Source organism: Trichocoleus desertorum AS-A10 (genome assembly GCF_039962155.1).
Classification (GTDB): Bacteria; Cyanobacteriota; Cyanobacteriia; order FACHB-46; family FACHB-46; genus Trichocoleus.
In genome coordinates this window covers 18,953-35,480 of sequence record NZ_JAMPKN010000035.1, presented here as the reverse complement: position 1 = coordinate 35,480, position 16,528 = coordinate 18,953, and the positions used below count along the sequence as shown (strand labels likewise).

10 protein-coding genes are annotated in these 16,528 nt (G+C 47.6%); all 10 read left to right on the top strand.

Going from position 1 to position 16,528, the window contains the following annotated elements; translation table 11 throughout:
- Positions 1-71: 71 nt before the first annotated feature.
- The 10 genes from NDA01_RS25250 (at position 72) to NDA01_RS25205 (ending at position 16,521) form a co-directional block, all read left to right on the top strand.
- The gene (locus NDA01_RS25250; RefSeq protein WP_348230153.1) at positions 72-761 is read left to right on the top strand and encodes an IS6 family transposase; all 690 of its coding nucleotides are present in this window, start codon (positions 72-74) and stop codon (positions 759-761) included.
- Between the two features lie 426 nt (positions 762-1,187).
- Entirely contained in the window at positions 1,188-7,133 is a 5,946-nt protein-coding gene (locus NDA01_RS25245; protein WP_348230152.1) for an AAA family ATPase, read from the top strand.
- Positions 7,134-7,139: 6 nt separating this feature from the next.
- Entirely contained in the window at positions 7,140-7,769 is a 630-nt protein-coding gene (locus NDA01_RS25240; RefSeq protein WP_190557199.1) for a response regulator, read from the top strand.
- 280 nt (positions 7,770-8,049) lie between these two features.
- Positions 8,050-8,652, top strand: coding sequence for a DsbA family protein (locus NDA01_RS25235; protein WP_190557201.1), 603 nt, complete (start codon positions 8,050-8,052; stop codon positions 8,650-8,652).
- A gap of 66 nt (positions 8,653-8,718) precedes the next feature.
- Positions 8,719-11,553 carry a PAS domain-containing protein gene (locus NDA01_RS25230; protein ID WP_348230151.1) on the top strand — a complete coding sequence of 945 codons (2,835 nt, stop codon included), beginning with the start codon at positions 8,719-8,721 and terminating at the stop codon, positions 11,551-11,553.
- A complete protein-coding gene (locus NDA01_RS25225; protein WP_190441393.1) occupies positions 11,550-12,179 on the top strand; it encodes a response regulator in 630 nt (209 codons plus the stop codon). The genes NDA01_RS25230 and NDA01_RS25225 overlap by 4 nt, the downstream gene beginning before the upstream one ends.
- 258 nt (positions 12,180-12,437) lie before the next feature.
- A complete protein-coding gene (locus tag NDA01_RS25220) occupies positions 12,438-13,940 on the top strand; it encodes a SidA/IucD/PvdA family monooxygenase (RefSeq protein WP_190441390.1) in 1,503 nt (500 codons plus the stop codon).
- Positions 13,941-14,065: 125 nt separating this feature from the next.
- Positions 14,066-15,061, top strand: a complete 996-nt coding sequence (locus tag NDA01_RS25215) for an alpha/beta hydrolase (RefSeq protein WP_348230150.1) — start codon at positions 14,066-14,068, stop codon at positions 15,059-15,061.
- Between the two features lie 101 nt (positions 15,062-15,162).
- A complete protein-coding gene (locus tag NDA01_RS25210; RefSeq protein ID WP_190553890.1) occupies positions 15,163-15,552 on the top strand; it encodes a DUF6130 family protein in 390 nt (129 codons plus the stop codon).
- A gap of 240 nt (positions 15,553-15,792) precedes the next feature.
- Entirely contained in the window at positions 15,793-16,521 is a 729-nt protein-coding gene (locus NDA01_RS25205; protein ID WP_199296036.1) for an alpha/beta hydrolase, read from the top strand.
- Positions 16,522-16,528 lie beyond the last annotated feature (7 nt).

Here is a 16,528-nt window from a genome sequence, read left to right as displayed (position 1 = left end):
ACCGTTTTTGACCGTTCGGGAGGAGGCACAGAGGGGACAAGCAGGCATGAGCAAACAAAGAGCATTCGAAAATGAACTTTACTCTTCTATCATTACATCTTGAGCACTACCTGCGGTGGTACTGTCGCTACGCCTTATCCTACCGGGATCTAGAGGAGATGATGCAGGAGCAAGGGGTGGAAGTAGACCATTCCACGATCAATCGTTGGGTGTTGAAGTACGCTCCGGAACTTGACCAACGGATTCGACTCCACCTCAAGCTGACGAACGATTCGTGGAGAACCGACGAAACGTATATCAAAGTCAGGGGAGCGTGGAAATATCTGTATCGTGCTGTCGATTCGGAGGGGAATACCCTCAACTTTATACTAAGCGCAAAGCGGGATAGCAAGGCAGCGGCACCATTTTTCCGTAAAGTGCTCAAGGGTCAGCACATCCAACCTCCAAGAGTCATTACAGTGGACAAGAATGCTGCTTATCCAGTGGCACTGGAGGTGCTCAAAGCAGAAGAGACGATTGAACAAGAGACCGAATTAAGGCAGAGCAAATACCTCAACAATATCATTGAGCAGGATCATCGTCATATTAAACGAGTTGTAAAACCGATGATGGGGTTGAAGACGTTCAATAGTGCAAGAAGAACGTTGAGCAGAATCGAAGCGATGAATATGATTCGCAAAGGACAAGTAAAAGGAGTCAACCAAGGGGACAGTGTGTCTGAAGTGAAATTTATCGAAGCGATTTTTGGAATTGCTGCTTAAGGGAATGCCAACGATACCGAGCGTTTGTCCTTTATAAGTTTTTGCGACACAACCTCAAGCTGCCACAGTTGGGGCACTTGCGGCGGACACACTTGAGCCCTTTTGCTTTCGTCGCTATTGGTTGGGGGCTACTTCGTGCCATACGTCTCGGCGAATCACATCCCGTTCATAGCTTATCGAAATTTGTGGTTAATTCTCTAGTTGGCTTTGCTACCCTAGTTTTTTTGCGACACAACCGCATTAAGTTGGGGGTCAACTTGATGAACTCAAGTGAACTTAAACGAACCTAAGTGGTGTGAGTTGAACGAATGTTGAAGAATGGAACATAGCTATAACAACAAGGGATAGTGGTAGGCGATCGCTACGGTGGTATGAGTGTAGCTGCTTGTTAGATCTGAGGGATGACTTCATCAGGAGAAAATTCAAATGATTGCTTTACCTGGAGTTACCATTCAACGCAAGAGCTACGAGAGCTCAGTGTCTCTGGTCTATCGAGGCATGAATGAGGAGGATGGCCGAGCGCTTGTCATCAAGGTACTGAAGCAAGATTATCCTTCCCCTCAAGAATTAACGCGCTATAGGCAGGAATATGCGATTATCCGTTCTCTAAATCTAGAAGGCGTGATCAAAGCTTACAGCCAGCAAGCGTATCAGCGTACCCTCGTTACCCTGCTAGAGGACTTTGGGGGTGAGTCCTTAGATTACTGGATACAACAACGTTCAGGCTCCTGTTTCATGCCCTTAGACACGTTTCTCCAGTTTGCCATCAACCTCACAGATATTCTAGGCAAAATTCATGCTGCTCATGTTATTCACAAGGACATTAATCCTGGAAACATTGTTCTGAATCCCGATACGGGTGTTGTCAAAATCATTGGCTTTGGCATTGCCACTCAGTTCAGTCGCACAAATCCGACGTTCAAAAGTCCGCATGTTTTAGAAGGCACACTCGCCTACCTTTCTCCAGAACAAACCGGGCGGATGAACCGGACGATCGACTACCGCACCGATTTTTACTCACTCGGGGTGACATTCTACCAGCTGCTAACTGGACAACTGCCGTTTCCCACAACAGATGTCTTAGAGTTAGTTCACTGTCACATTGCTAAACAGCCTACTCCACTGTATGAACTCAATGGAACAATCCCTGAAGCCGTTTCAGATATCATCTTAAAATTAATGGCGAAGAATGCGGAGGATCGCTATCAAAGCGCTTGGGGCATCAAAGCAGATTTGGAACAGTGTGCTGAACAATTAGCAGCAAGCGGTCAAATTAATTACATCCGACTGGGGCTGCAAGATACTTCAGACCAGTTTCAAATTCCCCAGAAGTTGTATGGACGCGACATGGAGACAGCCGCATTATTGGCAGCATTTGAGAGAGTAACAGGGGGAAGTGACACGGAGATAGAGAGACACGGAGATGTAGGGAGTGATAATGTTCCAACGTCTGCTGAAATGCTGTTAGTCTCTGGCTATTCTGGAGTGGGTAAATCGGCGTTAGTACAAGAACTCTACAAACCCATCACAGCAAAGCGCGGTTATTTTATCTCTGGTAAGTTTGACCAGTTCCAGCGCAATGTTCCCTATAGTGCCATCGTCGATGCCCTACGAAAATTGGTGCAGCAACTCCTTAGTAAGCCCGATGAGCAGGTGCAACAGTGGCGATCGCGCCTACTTGCAGCTTTGGGAAGTAACGGGCAAATCATAATTGATGTGATCCCAGAAGTGGAGTTGATTACGGGTAAGCAGCCGCCCGTACCGGAAGTGGGAGTTGTGGAAGCTCAGAATCGTTTCAATCGCATTTTTCAGCAGTTTATTCGAGTGTTTTGTTCTAAGGAGCATCCGCTCGTGATCTTCTTAGATGATTTGCAGTGGATCGATTCAGCCTCACTCAAATTAATCGAACTGATGATGCTGGATGAACAGACTCAATATCTATTTTTAATTGGAGCCTATCGAGATAATGAAGTAAACTCAACGCATCCATTAGTATTAATGCTGGAAAGGCTGCGACAACAAGGGGCGGTGCTTCAGGAGATTGTCCTAGCACCTTTAACGCTGGAACCGTTGAGTCAGCTGATTGTTGAGACGCTGCATCAGGATGCTGAAACCGTTTGTGCTCTGGCTCAGTTGGTGTTACGAAAAACGGAGGGCAATCCTTTCTTTGTCAGCGAATTTTTGAGAATGCTGTATAGCGAAAGTTTGTTGAGTTTTGACGGATCACATTTAAGCTGGCGATGGAACATTGCTGAGATTAAAGCTCAAAACATTACTGATAATGTGGTGGAGTTGATGCTCTTAAAGCTGAAGAAACTACCAGAAGAAACCCAGCAAATCCTCCGGTTAGCTGCCTGCATCGGCTCTGAATTTGATTTAGCTACATTGGCGATCGTGTGTAAGAAATCGCCCCAAACGGTTTTTCAGGATTTACTACCAGCGGTACAAGGAGGGTTCATTCAACCTCTGTCTGAATTAGATGAGGACTTGTTAGTTCAAGAATATAAGTTCTTGCATGACCGAGTACAGCAGGCTGCCTATGCTTTGATTCTTGATGATCAAAAGCAAGTAACGCACTACTCTATTGGACAACTCCTGCTCAGCAGGCTACCTGAGATCGAACAAAGTGAGATGCTTTTTGATATTGTCAACCACATCAACTTCGGTCAATCATTTCTGACCCAGAAAGATGAAAAAGAGAAAATAGCACGACTTAATCTGGCTGCTGCTCAAAAAGCCATCTCTTCTACAGCTTATGAAGCCGCGATTCGGTATCTTGAGACTGCCATTGGCTTGCTCGAACCAGAGGCTTGGATGAGTCAATACGGCTTGATGTTCAACCTGTATCGGACTCTCTGTGCAGCACAGTTGAGCAATGCTAGATATGAGCAACTAAATGCCACAACCAAGGTAGCTTTAGAACGCATTTCTTCTGCCGTCGATCGCGCAGATGTTCATGTTTTTCAAATCACTCAATATACCCTACAAGGCGAATGTGAGGAAGCAGTTCAAACAGGTCTAATCGGATTGCATGAGTTGGGGATTGAGATTAAAGGCAAGAATTTGACAGAATTAGTCCGTGAAGAGTTTGCTGCTGTTGCCGAAAGCTTAGAAAATCGCTCAATTTCCTCGCTTTTAACTTTACCAACAGTGAGTGATCCGGTGATTCAAGCAATGATTAGATTGCTAATTGCTGTAGATATACCAACTTACATTACGGCTAATATTGAACTTTACTGCTTCGTCAGTTTAAGAGTAGTTCGTCTCTCCATTGAACATGGAAATATTGCTGAGTCTATTAAGGCTTATGCAAATTATGGTCTTCTCTTAGGCTTGATGCAAGGACAATATCAACGAGGCTATGAGTTTGCAGATTTGGCGGTGCAGCTTAGCTACAAGCTAAACAGTAAATCCCAGCAGTGTAAGGCTGAGATGTTGTTTGGAGGCTTTATTCAAGTTTGGTCAAAGCCTCTAGCAGGGGCAGCTACAATCAATTACAAAGGTTTTTTGGCAAGCATGGAGTCGGGAGATGTACAGTTTGCAGCCTATAACTTAGTCGGTAACATTTTTAATCGCTTATTTCAAGGAGAAAATTTAACAACCGTTGCAGAAGACAACAAAAAATATCAGCTGGTAGCGGAGCAGATTCAGGATGAGCTTGCGAAGGTAGCACTGGCTGGAGCTAAATTTTTCATCGCAAAACTTACTTTAGGGCAAGCGGCACAGGAACACGATCGCTCGCTCAGAGAGACAGAAAAAATAGTTCATCAGGGTGAAACCTCACAAATACAGTTCTCAATTTGTCTTTATTACATTCTCAGAATGCATCTTTCCTGTTTAACAGCAGATTTTGAGCAAGGTCGCTATTATCTCGTTGAAGCGGGAAAGATCCTAAATTCTATCGTAGGATTTACAACCTACAGTAGTTATTTCTATTATGGTTCTCTGATTCTACTCAACCTGTATCCTAGTCTATCTCAAGCAGAACAAAGGGATGGGCTGGAGCAGATTCGATCAAATCAGGAGCGCTTGAAAGCATGGTCAGATAGTTGTCCAGAAAACTTCTTACACAAGTTTTGTCTCGTTGAGGCAGAGAATGCGCGAGTCTTGGGTCAACTTTCTGTAGCAGAAAACTTGTATGAACAAGCCATTCAAGGAGCTAAGAACAACGAGTATCTGCAAGAAGAAGCATTGGCCTATGAATTAGCCGCCAAACACTACTTAGCGCGAGGTCTGGAAAAGTTTGCCCAGCTTTACATGAAGGAAGCTCACTATTGCTATGAACGATGGGGAGCAACAGCAAAGGCTAGAGATTTAGAAACTCGTTATCCTCAACTGTTTCCTCAGTCTTCTAACGTAGTTTCTACACAAGTTCGCACCACGACCGGAACCATTTCAAGTACCTCACATACTGCTCTCGATTTAGCGACGGTGATGAAAGCAACTCAAGCAATTTCGAGTGAAATTGAATTGGGGCGGTTGCTCCATTCTCTAATGCAGATCCTAATTGAGAACGCTGGTGCACAAACCGGATGCTTGATTTTAGAAAACTCAGGAGAATGGGTGATTGAGGCTGCTTGTGAACTGAATGAGGGTGAGCAAGTGTCTGCTACGCAAGTGTTGCAATCGATTCCAGTTGTAAACCGCTTGCCTGAATCAGTCATTCAGTATGTGATCCGAACTCATCAATCTGTGATTTTAAGTGATGCAACTCGTGAAGGGAATTTTATCAACGATCCATACATTCAACGCAACCACACTCAATCACTACTCTGTTTGCCACTGCTGAATCAAAGTAAATTGGTTGGTGTGTTGTACCTGGAAAACCAATTAGCGGCTGGAGCTTTCACACCAGAACGATTCTCCGAAGGAGACGCTACGCGATCGCAGGTTTTGCATCTGTTATCAACCCAAGCAGCCATTTCAATCGAAAATGCCAAACTCTACTCAAAGCTAAGCGATAGCAAAAATCAGCTCAATCAATTTCTAGAAGCGGTTCCAGTAGGAATTGGGGTCTTGGATACGGGGGGTCGCCCTTACTATGTCAATCAACAAGGCATTGAGCTATTAGGCAAAGGCGTTGATCCTACCGTAACACCCGATCAGCTGGCAGAGGTTTATCAAGTTTATCGGGCTGGGACGGATCAAAACTGTGCATCTGAGATGATGCCAATCGTCCGAGCGTTAAGGGGCGAACGGACAAGAACCGATGATTTAGAGATTCACCAAGGCGAGACGATTATTCCTATTGAGGCATGGGGAACTCCAGTCTTTGACGAACATAAGAACGTGGCTTACGCGATCGTGGCTTTTCAAGACATCACGGAGCGGAAACGATCGGAAAAACTGTTAGCTGATTACAACCGTGCCCTAGAGCAACAGGTAGCAGAACGAACGGCAGCTTTACAGCAAAGCGAAGCAGAACTGCGTGCGCTCTTTTCAGCCATGCCCGATCCGCTCTTGGTGGTGGATGCAGAAGGAAATATTTTGAGAGCAATCCTTTTAGAGAAGTTACATCAGCCGATCAATGAACAGGTGGGCCGAACATTATACGAAATCTTTGAGCGATCGCAAGCCGATATATTTCTTGACTATATTCGGCAAGCATTGCTCACTCAGCAACCTCTGACAGTAGAGTATAGTTTGGTGATGGAAAGACGAGAAACCTGGTTTGCAACTCGTATTTCTCCCATTTCAGACCATGCTGTGATTTGGCTAGCAAGAGATATCACCGATCGCAAACGTGCTGAAGCAGCCTCTATTCTAGAAGAGCGCAACCACATGGCACGGGAAATCCACGACACTTTAGCACAGGCATTTACAGGTATTATCATTCATACTCGATCTGCCTCCGATGAGGTAACGATGGATGCAGAAAAAGCGCAAACTCTCCTCACTCAGATCCTCGACTTAGCTCGTTCTGGACTTGCGGAGGCACGTCGTTCAGTAGAGACACTACACCGCCCATACCTTTTAGAGAGCAGCAACCTACAGGATGCCTTAAACCGTCTTACTGCTCAATTGGACTCCTCGATCGCAACCCAAATCGTCTACGAAGTCATTGGTACAGCCTATCCCTTACCCTGTGATTTGGAAAATAATCTGTTTCGGATTGGGCAGGAAGCTTTGACAAATGCAATCAAATATGCCGAAGCGCATGAAATCCGAATTGAACTGGTCTATGAAACGACCCAATGCATCTTACGAATAAAAGACAATGGGCAGGGATTTGATATAGAAAACCAGGCGATGAGAAATGGCTTTGGTCTACTGGGGATGGCACAACGGGCTGAACGCATTAAAGCTGAACTAAAGATTCAAAGCCACTTAGGGCAAGGGACGGAGATCGTGGTATCTATTGATCGGGAGTAAGTCAGCATGAATCAGCCCAGCCGCATTCGCGTTCTTGTTGTAGACGATCATCCCGTTGTTCGCCAGGGTTTGATCGGGATGTTAGAGAAGGCTCCAGATATCTTCATTGTTGGTCAGGGGCGAAATGGGCATGAGGCGATTGAAGTGTTTCAGCACGAGAAGCCTGATGTGACTTTGATGGATTTACGGATGCCTGAGATGGGAGGCGTTGAGGCGATTACAGTGATTTGCAGTGAGTTTCCTAACGCCCGGATTATTGTGCTGACCACGTATGACACTGATGAAGAGATTTATCGAGGATTGCGAGCAGGAGCAAAGGGATATTTACTGAAGGACTCTGAGCCAGAAGAACTATTAACAGCAATTCGGACAGTGATCAGGGGGCAACAGTACATTCCCCTCAATGTGGCTGCTAAGCTAGCCCAGCGGATGACTGCCCCAGAACTGAGCGATCGTGAGCTAGAAGTTCTCCAGTTAGTCGGGCAGGGGATGAGCAACCAGGAAATTAGCACGGCTCTAAATATTAGTGAAAGTACAGTGAAGACTCATATCAACCGAATTTTAAGCAAGCTAGACGTCAAAGATCGCACCCGAGCAGCGATTATTGCGTTGAAACGCGGAATTGCTAACTTATAGAAACAAAGATGGTTTTCTGCCTGGATTAACAATCGTCGCCAGTCATCACTGTAGAGCGACGGATATCGGTTTACGAAGCAAACAATTAAACCTAAGTTTGATCCAAACCCCAACTTAAGTTCGGTTCGTTCTACTTCCTCAAGTTGATCAAAATACAGACCATAAATTGACTACAATCCTAAGCAAGCCTCATACACTAAACCCACACAAACGATTATGGGGTTGAAGGGAAAAGATTTCAGAGTACACGCGATGAATCTTTTTTCCTCAAAGATTTAGAATGAGCGATATTATTTCTGACGACGCCCTTAGCGATTATCTAACGGAGATACAGAGTGAACGCAATCAATTAGTTGTACCCCCTTCTGAGCAAGACCATCGACAGGGAGAGTTGAATGCCCGCGTTGTGCTTGTTGAGTATGGGGATTATCAATGTCCTCAATGCGGTGAACTTTATACCTCAATTCAGGCGATTCAACGCCAGTTTGAGGCGACCTTGTTTAGAAGAGGTTCTTTATGCTTTATATTCCGACATTTTCCTCAACCTCAAATCCATCCTCAAGCTCAAAAGGCAGCAGCAGCGGCAGAAGCAGCAGCAGCACAGGGGCAGTTTTGGCAGATGCACGAGATGTTATTGAAGCATCAGCAAGAGCTGGGAGATGGGGATTTAGCAGAATACGCTGACAATTTGGGACTTGATGTGACTCAGTTTATTCGAGACATTGCCCGGAAAGTGTACCTTGATCACATCGATCAAGACATTGCCAGCGGAATAGAGAGCGGGGTGGTTAGCATTCCAGCTTTATTTATCAACGGTGTGCGTTATGGAAACGATTTAGAGCTTGAGCCACTACTCGTTGCGTTGGCGCAGCCCGTGCGGTAGCACGTTCGCTGAAGCTTTCCACGACTAGTAGTTTCGATAATCAACTGCATCAGTGCGGCTCTTATCATGATTTCCTTACCCAATATGTTCCTCAAGCAAGCTGTAGCTCGAGTTTCTAGAACGGTGCCATTGCAGACGGTTTTGATTGTGCCGTTTATGCTGCAAACGTTTGTGACGGTTGGCTTAGTAGGGTATTTTTCCTTCAGAAATAGGCAGGAAGCCATCAACGATCTCGCCAGTCAACTGCGACGCGAACTGACGAACCGGATCGAAGGCAAACTACAAACCTATACCGAGATACCCCATAACATCAATCGGCTTAATGCCAGTACCTTCGCTCAGGGAAAAATTGTCCCTAGTGCAGTCAAAGGTGAGTTTCCCCTCTGGCAGCAAATTCAGATTTATCCAATGGTGAGTGATATCTACTGTGGCGATCGCACCGGTTCTCTTCTAGGGGTGCGACGTAGCCCTGCCGATCGGTCCATTGAACTGCGATCGAGTAACGTTACTACAGATCATAAACTCTACGGCTACAGTCTTGATCGCAACGGTCAGGGAGATCAGTTAGTCAGTCAAGGCAACAAACCCTTTGATGCACGGCTTCGTCCCTGGTTCAAAGCAGCGGTGACGGCAGGCGAACCCGTTTGGAGTGGAATCTATGCCGACTTTGCCAGCCAATTGCCAACGATCACTGCCAGTACGCCTGTCTATAGCACTACTGATCGATCGCTGTTGGGAGTCTGTGCCACCGATGTATTTCTGCCGAATGAGATGAGTCGTTTTTTGGCGAGCCTGCAAATCGGCAAGACAGGCATCGCCTTTATTTTAGAGCGCTCAGGACAACTGGTTGCCACCTCCACCGGAGAGGCGGTTATCAGTAGTGGAGCGGTGGCAAATCGATTGTCCGCAGTTGAGAGCCGTAACCCTACCGTACGAGCGACTGCTGCCTATTTGCGCGAACATTTCAGCAATTTGTGGCAGATCCAAACTGCGGAACAGCTTGATTTTGATCTCGATGGCAGGCGGCAGTTAATTCAGGTAATGCCATTCAAAGATACTCGTGGGCTGGATTGGCTGATTGTTACGGTGTTGCCTGAATCCGATTTCATGGCAAAGATTAATCAGAGCATTCAGACGACGATTCTGCTTTGTATTGCGGCTTTGCTGCTTAGCATTGTGATCTGCATTTTGATTGCCCGCTGGATCACTAAACCGATCGTTAGCGTCAGTCAATCGGCAAAAGCGCTAGCAGACGGGGAATGGAATCAGACGGTAGAAATTGAGCGATCGGGCGATTTGGGCGAACTGGCTCGATCGTTCAACCAGATGGCACACCAGCTTCAAATCGCATTTGCCAAAATGCAGTCTTTAAACCAGACCCTTGCCCAAAGTGAAACCCGCCTCCAGAAAATTTTGGAGTCGGTTCCGGTAGGAATCACGGTTCTGGACGCAACGGGTCGCCCTTATTACGCAAATCAGAAGGCAATCCAACTCTTGGGCAAAGGTGTGCTGCCGTCTATTACCCCAGAGCAAATTGTCGAGGTCTATCAACTTTATGTGGCAGGAACCGATCGCCCTTACCCAACTGAACAACTGATGATGATACGAGCACTAAACGGTGAACAGGGCAGGGTGGATGATATCGAAATTCACCAGGGGAATCGGATTATTCCGATTGAAAGTTGGGGGACTCCAATTTTTGATGAGTCTGGCAACATTTTGTATGCGATCGCCGCCTTTCAAGACATCACCGACCGCAAGCAAGCAGAGAAGCTTTTAGCCGAATATAGTCAGACCTTAGAACAGCAAGTCACTGAGCGAACGTTGCTGCTTTCTCAAGAGATTGAAGAGCGTCAACGAGTGGAAAGCGCTCTGCGATACAGTGAAGAGCAACGCAGGCTGACAATGGACTTGACCCATATCGGCAGTTGGAACTGGAATATTTTGAAGAATACAACCGAGTGGAATGATAACCACGCTCGATTGCTGGGGTTAGTTTCTAACGAAGTGGAGAGCAGCTATCAAGTATGGCGCGATCGGGTTCACCCAGAGGATGTTGAGCGAGTCGAGCAAGCAGTTGCGCTCGCACTGGCAACACATACCGATTTTGAAGCTGAATATCGCGTGCTCTATCCAGATGGAAGTGTTCACTGGCTAGTTGGCCGGGGTCGAGGCATTTACAACGGAGCAGGACAACCTGTACGAATGTTGGGAGTGATTTTGGATGTTAGCGAACAGCGAGACGCTGCACTACGTGAACGCAAACGTGCTGAAGCAGCGTCAATTTTAGAAGAACGTAACCGCATGGCACGCGAGATTCACGACACGCTAGCGCAAGCCTTTACAGGTGTTCTGGTTCACATGGGAACCGTTTCTCAGTTAGTGACCATTAAACCAGAAGCCATACAAACTCATATTGATATCGTGCGTGAGCTAGCTCGTAACGGACTGATAGAGGCTCGACGTTCCGTTGCAGCACTGCGTCCTCAGTTACTAGAAGATGGCAACCTCTGGACAGCGCTGGAGCAATTTGTTGCCACGATGCAATCCTCAACAGAGGCCCGCCTGACTTATGAGGTGATCGGCACGCCCTATACGTTGCCCCCTGACGCTGAGAATAACCTCTTGAGAATTGGACAGGAAGCGTTCACCAATGCAGTCAAGTATGCTCACGCGAACGAAATCCGGATTGAATTAGTTTATGAACCCGCCTCGTGCTATTTACGCATTAAAGACAATGGACGCGGGTTTGAAGTTAGTCCTACCACTATCAGTCGAGGATTTGGTTTATCGGGTATGACCGAACGAGCAGAACACATTGGCGCACTGCTCTCGATTGAGAGCCAATTGGGGCAGGGAACAACAGTGATCGTATCTGTACAGCGGGAGTCAGCAACATGAGTCAGCCTACAGCTATTCGCGTTTTGATTATTGATGACCACGCAATTGTGCGACAAGGACTGGTTGCAATGATTGACAATCAACCAGATATGACGTTGGTGGGTCAAGCGGGCAATGGACAGGAAGCGATCGACCAATATCGCCAGCTACAGCCTGATGTCACCTTAATGGACTTACGGATGCCGCAGGTGAGTGGTGTGGATGCAACGATGGCAATTTGTGCTGAGTTTGCCCACGCACACATTATTATCCTGACAACCTACGATGGGGATGAAGATATCTATCGAGGATTACGCGCCGGAGCCAAGGGCTATCTGCTCAAGGATGCCGAACCTGAGGAACTCCTCAGTGCCATTCATGTTGTTCATAGGGGTCAGCAATACATTCCCGCTCACGTTGGCGCTAAACTAGCGCAGCGGATAAACCATCGAGAGTTGAGCGATCGCGAACTAGAAGTCCTTCAATTGGTAGCTCAGGGGATGAGCAATCTGCAAATCAGCGCTGCCTTAAATATTGCTGAAAGCACTGTTAAATCGAACATCAACCACATCTTGAGCAAACTGGGAGCGAAAGACCGCACACAAGCGACCATTATTGCTCTGAAGCGAGGAATCGCTAGCTTGTAGCTTAGTTATGTGAACTTGAAATGGGTGATAAACCTAAACTTAAGGTGGGTGTTATGCCAGCACCTGAGGTTGCTCAAATAGCGATCATCTTGTGGTTCAAAACATAAACCCTGAATTGGCGACAGATTTGAGGTTGCCTTTTACATTAAGAACATACAAACAAATTCGAATCTGAATCTGCGAACAAGAACCTGACAACAGCTTGGTTGTTTGCTATTCCATTTTTCATCCATCTCAACAAGAGCTGAGGAGATCGACATGACAACAACGATCGATTCCAATTTTGCTGCCTGCGAAGCGCTGCGCCTGCTTGGTCCCGATCCCGAGAACTGGGTACCCGATCGCCCTGGTATTGATCACAATGTCACGATAATCGGTGGCAGCGGCAGCGGTAGCACCTTTGTATTTGCACTACGGCGTGCTGGAATCGGGCGCGTGACGGAGATCGATGCAGCAGATGACGAAGCTCATGCAGGGGTGTGGTTGACGCGAGCACGGATGAGAACGCTCCGCACGCCAAAGAATCTGCCTGGTCCAGAACTAGGAATCCCAGAATTGTCCTTCCAAGCCTGGTACGAAGCTCGACACGGTGCGGCAGCCTATGCGGAGATCGATCGCATTGAGCGGGTGGATTGGGCTGAGTACCTCAGTTGGTATCGGCATTTTCTCGGTATCCAGGTTCGTTACCAAACGAAGTTGGTGCGGATAGAGCCAGCCACAGGTTTCTTCCGTCTACACTTTGAGGTAAACGGTGTCCCGCAGGTGGAGACTACGCGCAAAATTATCTTCGCCAATGGCGTGGCTGGCACTGGTGGTCCATACATACCTCCAGTATTGGCTGACTTACCCCGCACGCTGTACGCCCATACCGTCGATGCCATTGATTTTGAAGCACTGCGCGGCAAAACTGTGGCAGTGCTAGGTGCGGCGGCTTCAGCTTTCGATGCAGCAGGAGTGGCGCTGGAATCAGGCGCTAAGGCAGTACACCTATTTGTACGGCGATCGGCGATCGCATCGCTGTCATTACTCCGGGTACGAGATTACCCTGGCGCTTACGACAACTATCCCCAACTACCCGATTCAGCCCGCTGGTTACAGGCTTGGCGCTTTCATCAAGCAGGCACCGCACCACCACCAAAGTCGATTGAGCGAGCGATCGCATTCCCAAACTTTCACATCCACCTATCTGCACCTTGGAAATCGGCACGGAAAATGGGTGATGCGGAAGCCGCCGCCAAGGGCGAACGCATTGCCATCCAGGTGAACGATGATGTTTTCGAGTTTGATTTTGCGATCGCTGGCACGGGTTACTTCGTTGACCCAACACAGCGTCCCGAACTAGCCGACTTCGCTCAGCATATTGCCCTCTGGCGCGATCGCTACGAGCCACCAGAAGACTTGCGCGACGACAATCTGGGGATGCACCCTTACCTTGGTAACGCCCACGAATACCAAGAGAAAGTACTTGGCACTGCCCCTTATCTGAAAGACATTCACGTCTTTAATCCGGCTGGTTTAGTTAGCTTCGGTTTGCCAGTGGGTGACATTCACAGCATCCGCCGTGACGTACCTGCAATCGTATCGCGCATCAGTCACGACTTGTTCTTTAAGGACTGGGCGCATCATGAGGCAAGGATCACAGGCGATATTGCCCCCGATTTCGAGAACTCGCTCTATGCGGCTGCGGTGTGGAAACAACCATCGGGGCAGCAATCCGCTAGGTCAACAGCTTTTTCACCAGTAACAAATCGTTCTGACTGAGAAAAGATGTCAGTAGAAAGTGATTGCCATTCCACAATCACTGCTGGTCAAACATCACTGTTAAATCAACTCACTTGACAGTGTTATTTCAACAAATTGTTTACTACTTATCGAAGGAGAATATCATGGTTGCTCAAGTAAACTCACCAACAGCAAAGATTTTGGAAGTTGCAGATGATCCACGTCTTTCCAGGGAGGTAAAGGCATTTTTGAAGGAGCTAAATTCAGGAGGTGTGCCTCTAGAGACATTACCTCCATCCGAAGCACGTCAAGTACTCGTGGATGCACAGGCTTCTGTTCCAGTCGATCTTTCCGGCATTGAAGAGTCTGAGAAGACGATTACTGCTGATGGTTACACGATTACACTCAATATCGTGCGACCTGAAGGGGTCGAAGGCATATTGCCTGTTTTCATCTTTATTCATGGCGGCGGTTGGGTATTGGGCGATTACCCAACGCACAAGCACATGGTTCGCAATCTCGTTGTGCTTTCTGGGTTTGCGGGTGTCTTTGTCAACTACACGCGCACGCCAGATGCTCAGTATCCACAAGCAATTAATGAGATCTATGCTGCCACTAAATGGGTCGCTGAGCACGGGGAAGAAATTGGAGTTGATGGTAAAAACCTGGCAGTTGTCGGCAACAGTGTTGGCGGAAATATGACAGCAGTAACTGCTTTGCAGTCGAAAGAAAAAGGAGGACCACACATCAAGTTGCAAATTATGATGTGGCCGATTGTAGACGCTAGTTTTGAAACGGATTCTTATCATCAATTTGGTGACAAACGTTTCTTAACTACACCAGGGATGAAGTGGATGTATGACATGTACATCCCTGACCCAGAAAAGCGCAAGGATATCTATGCCTCTCCCCTACAGGCGACGGTTGAGCAACTGAAAGGCTTGCCTCCAGCGTTAATTCAGGTGGCAGAGAGTGATATTTTGCGTGATGGTGGCGAGGCTTATGGACGCAAGCTCGATGAGGCTGGAGTGACAGTGACAACCGTGCGTTACAACGGCATGATTCATGATTTTGGGCTGCTGACTGGTTTAGCCGAGGTTCCGGCAGTTCGTTCTCTGTTTGTTCAGGCTGCTGCTGAATTGAAGAAACACCTGCAATAAGAGGATACGCAGACGCGGGGACACGGAGAAGTTTCATTCAATTTCGCGTCACCGCGTTTCCCATTCCGCGTTCCTCTTCCTCTCTCAAATACCTATCAATAATGATCAATTACACCCCAAGCGCCAAGGACATCATCGGCTCATCTCCGCTGATCGCGCTCGAAAACGAAGCACCACCCAAGCTAATTGTTGATCCGCCACTTCCCGAACCGCTGTCCCAGGGACGTGTCTTCATTCAGTATCGAACGGAGAATTTGCGCGTGTTGCTCGTGTTCGGCAAAGGTGCGCTCGATGTATCGCCTCGTATCGGACATATCCACATCACCGTTGATGACGCGCCGTGGCACTTTGTCGATGCCAGTGGTGAAACAATCATTCTAGTTGGTCTGGAACCTGGTTTACACAAGGTGCTGATCGAACTAGCAGATCCTACGCACAAAGTGATTACCAGCGAAACAGTGACGTTCACAGTGCCCGATCTTAAGCGATGAATCAGGTCGGTGAAACGATGCGATCGACACTTCGCAGCGCTGAATGTAAAGCACATGCTCCGCGAACATTATCGCAACCCACATCCGTCAATTTCTCACGTCACGGTTGCAATCTATCCAACGAAATAACTCAGAGGAAATTACAACATGAATATGCCTACCTTCAGAAACGGCATTCGCCTGGTTCTGATTATCATCCTCTTTTTAGGAACTATTACAATCACCTCTCTGGGAGCCATCATGAATACTGCTAGTGCACAAGCCAATAAACCCACGATCGTGTTTGTTCATGGCGCGTTCGCCGAGTCTTCCAGTTGGAATGGTGTATTGGCCAAACTGATTCCGAAAGGTTACCCAACGGTTGCTGTGGCTAATCCCCTACGTGGCGTTAAGAGTGATGCAGACTATGTTGCTAGCGTCCTTAAAGACATCAATGGTCCCATCGTGCTGGTTGCACATTCCTACGGAGGTTCGGTAACGACCAATGCGGTTAATGGTAACAACAATGTGAAAGCACTGGTCTACGTTGCTGGCTTTGCTCCTGACGAAGGCGAGACTGCCGCCGAACTCTCAGGACGTTATCCGGGCAGCACGCTCACGCCGACCCTCGCACCGCCGGTTGTCCTGCCCGATGGTGGCAAAGACCTATACATTCAGCAGAGCAAGTTCCATGCCCAATTTGCTGCGGATCTGCCCGCTAGTGACGCGGAACTGATGGCTAGTACCCAGCGTCCGATTGTGGAAGCCGCGTTTACTGAAGCCTCCGGTGCGCCTGCATGGAAATCTATCCCATCCTGGTTTATTTATGGCGAACGGGACTTGAACATTCCAGCAGCGGTGCATGCTTTCATGGCGGAGCGAGCCAACTCAAAGGAAACCGTTGTTGTAAGTGGCTCATCTCATGTCGTGATGATTTCTCATTCGGATGCGGTCGCTGAGATCATCGAGCATGCTGCAACTGCGCCATAGCAAGGAA

Bases quoted from the DNA above. Each gene is read 5' to 3' on its own strand.
- NDA01_RS25250 (WP_348230153.1), top strand. From the start codon at position 72: ATGAACTTTACTCTTCTATCATTACATCTTGAGCACTACCTGCGGTGG.
- NDA01_RS25245 (WP_348230152.1), top strand. From the start codon at position 1,188: ATGATTGCTTTACCTGGAGTTACCATTCAACGCAAGAGCTACGAGAGC.
- NDA01_RS25240 (WP_190557199.1), top strand. From the start codon at position 7,140: ATGAATCAGCCCAGCCGCATTCGCGTTCTTGTTGTAGACGATCATCCC.
- NDA01_RS25235 (WP_190557201.1), top strand. From the start codon at position 8,050: ATGAGCGATATTATTTCTGACGACGCCCTTAGCGATTATCTAACGGAG.
- NDA01_RS25230 (WP_348230151.1), top strand. From the start codon at position 8,719: ATGATTTCCTTACCCAATATGTTCCTCAAGCAAGCTGTAGCTCGAGTT.
- NDA01_RS25225 (WP_190441393.1), top strand. From the start codon at position 11,550: ATGAGTCAGCCTACAGCTATTCGCGTTTTGATTATTGATGACCACGCA.
- NDA01_RS25220 (WP_190441390.1), top strand. From the start codon at position 12,438: ATGACAACAACGATCGATTCCAATTTTGCTGCCTGCGAAGCGCTGCGC.
- NDA01_RS25215 (WP_348230150.1), top strand. From the start codon at position 14,066: ATGGTTGCTCAAGTAAACTCACCAACAGCAAAGATTTTGGAAGTTGCA.
- NDA01_RS25210 (WP_190553890.1), top strand. From the start codon at position 15,163: ATGATCAATTACACCCCAAGCGCCAAGGACATCATCGGCTCATCTCCG.
- NDA01_RS25205 (WP_199296036.1), top strand. From the start codon at position 15,793: ATGAATACTGCTAGTGCACAAGCCAATAAACCCACGATCGTGTTTGTT.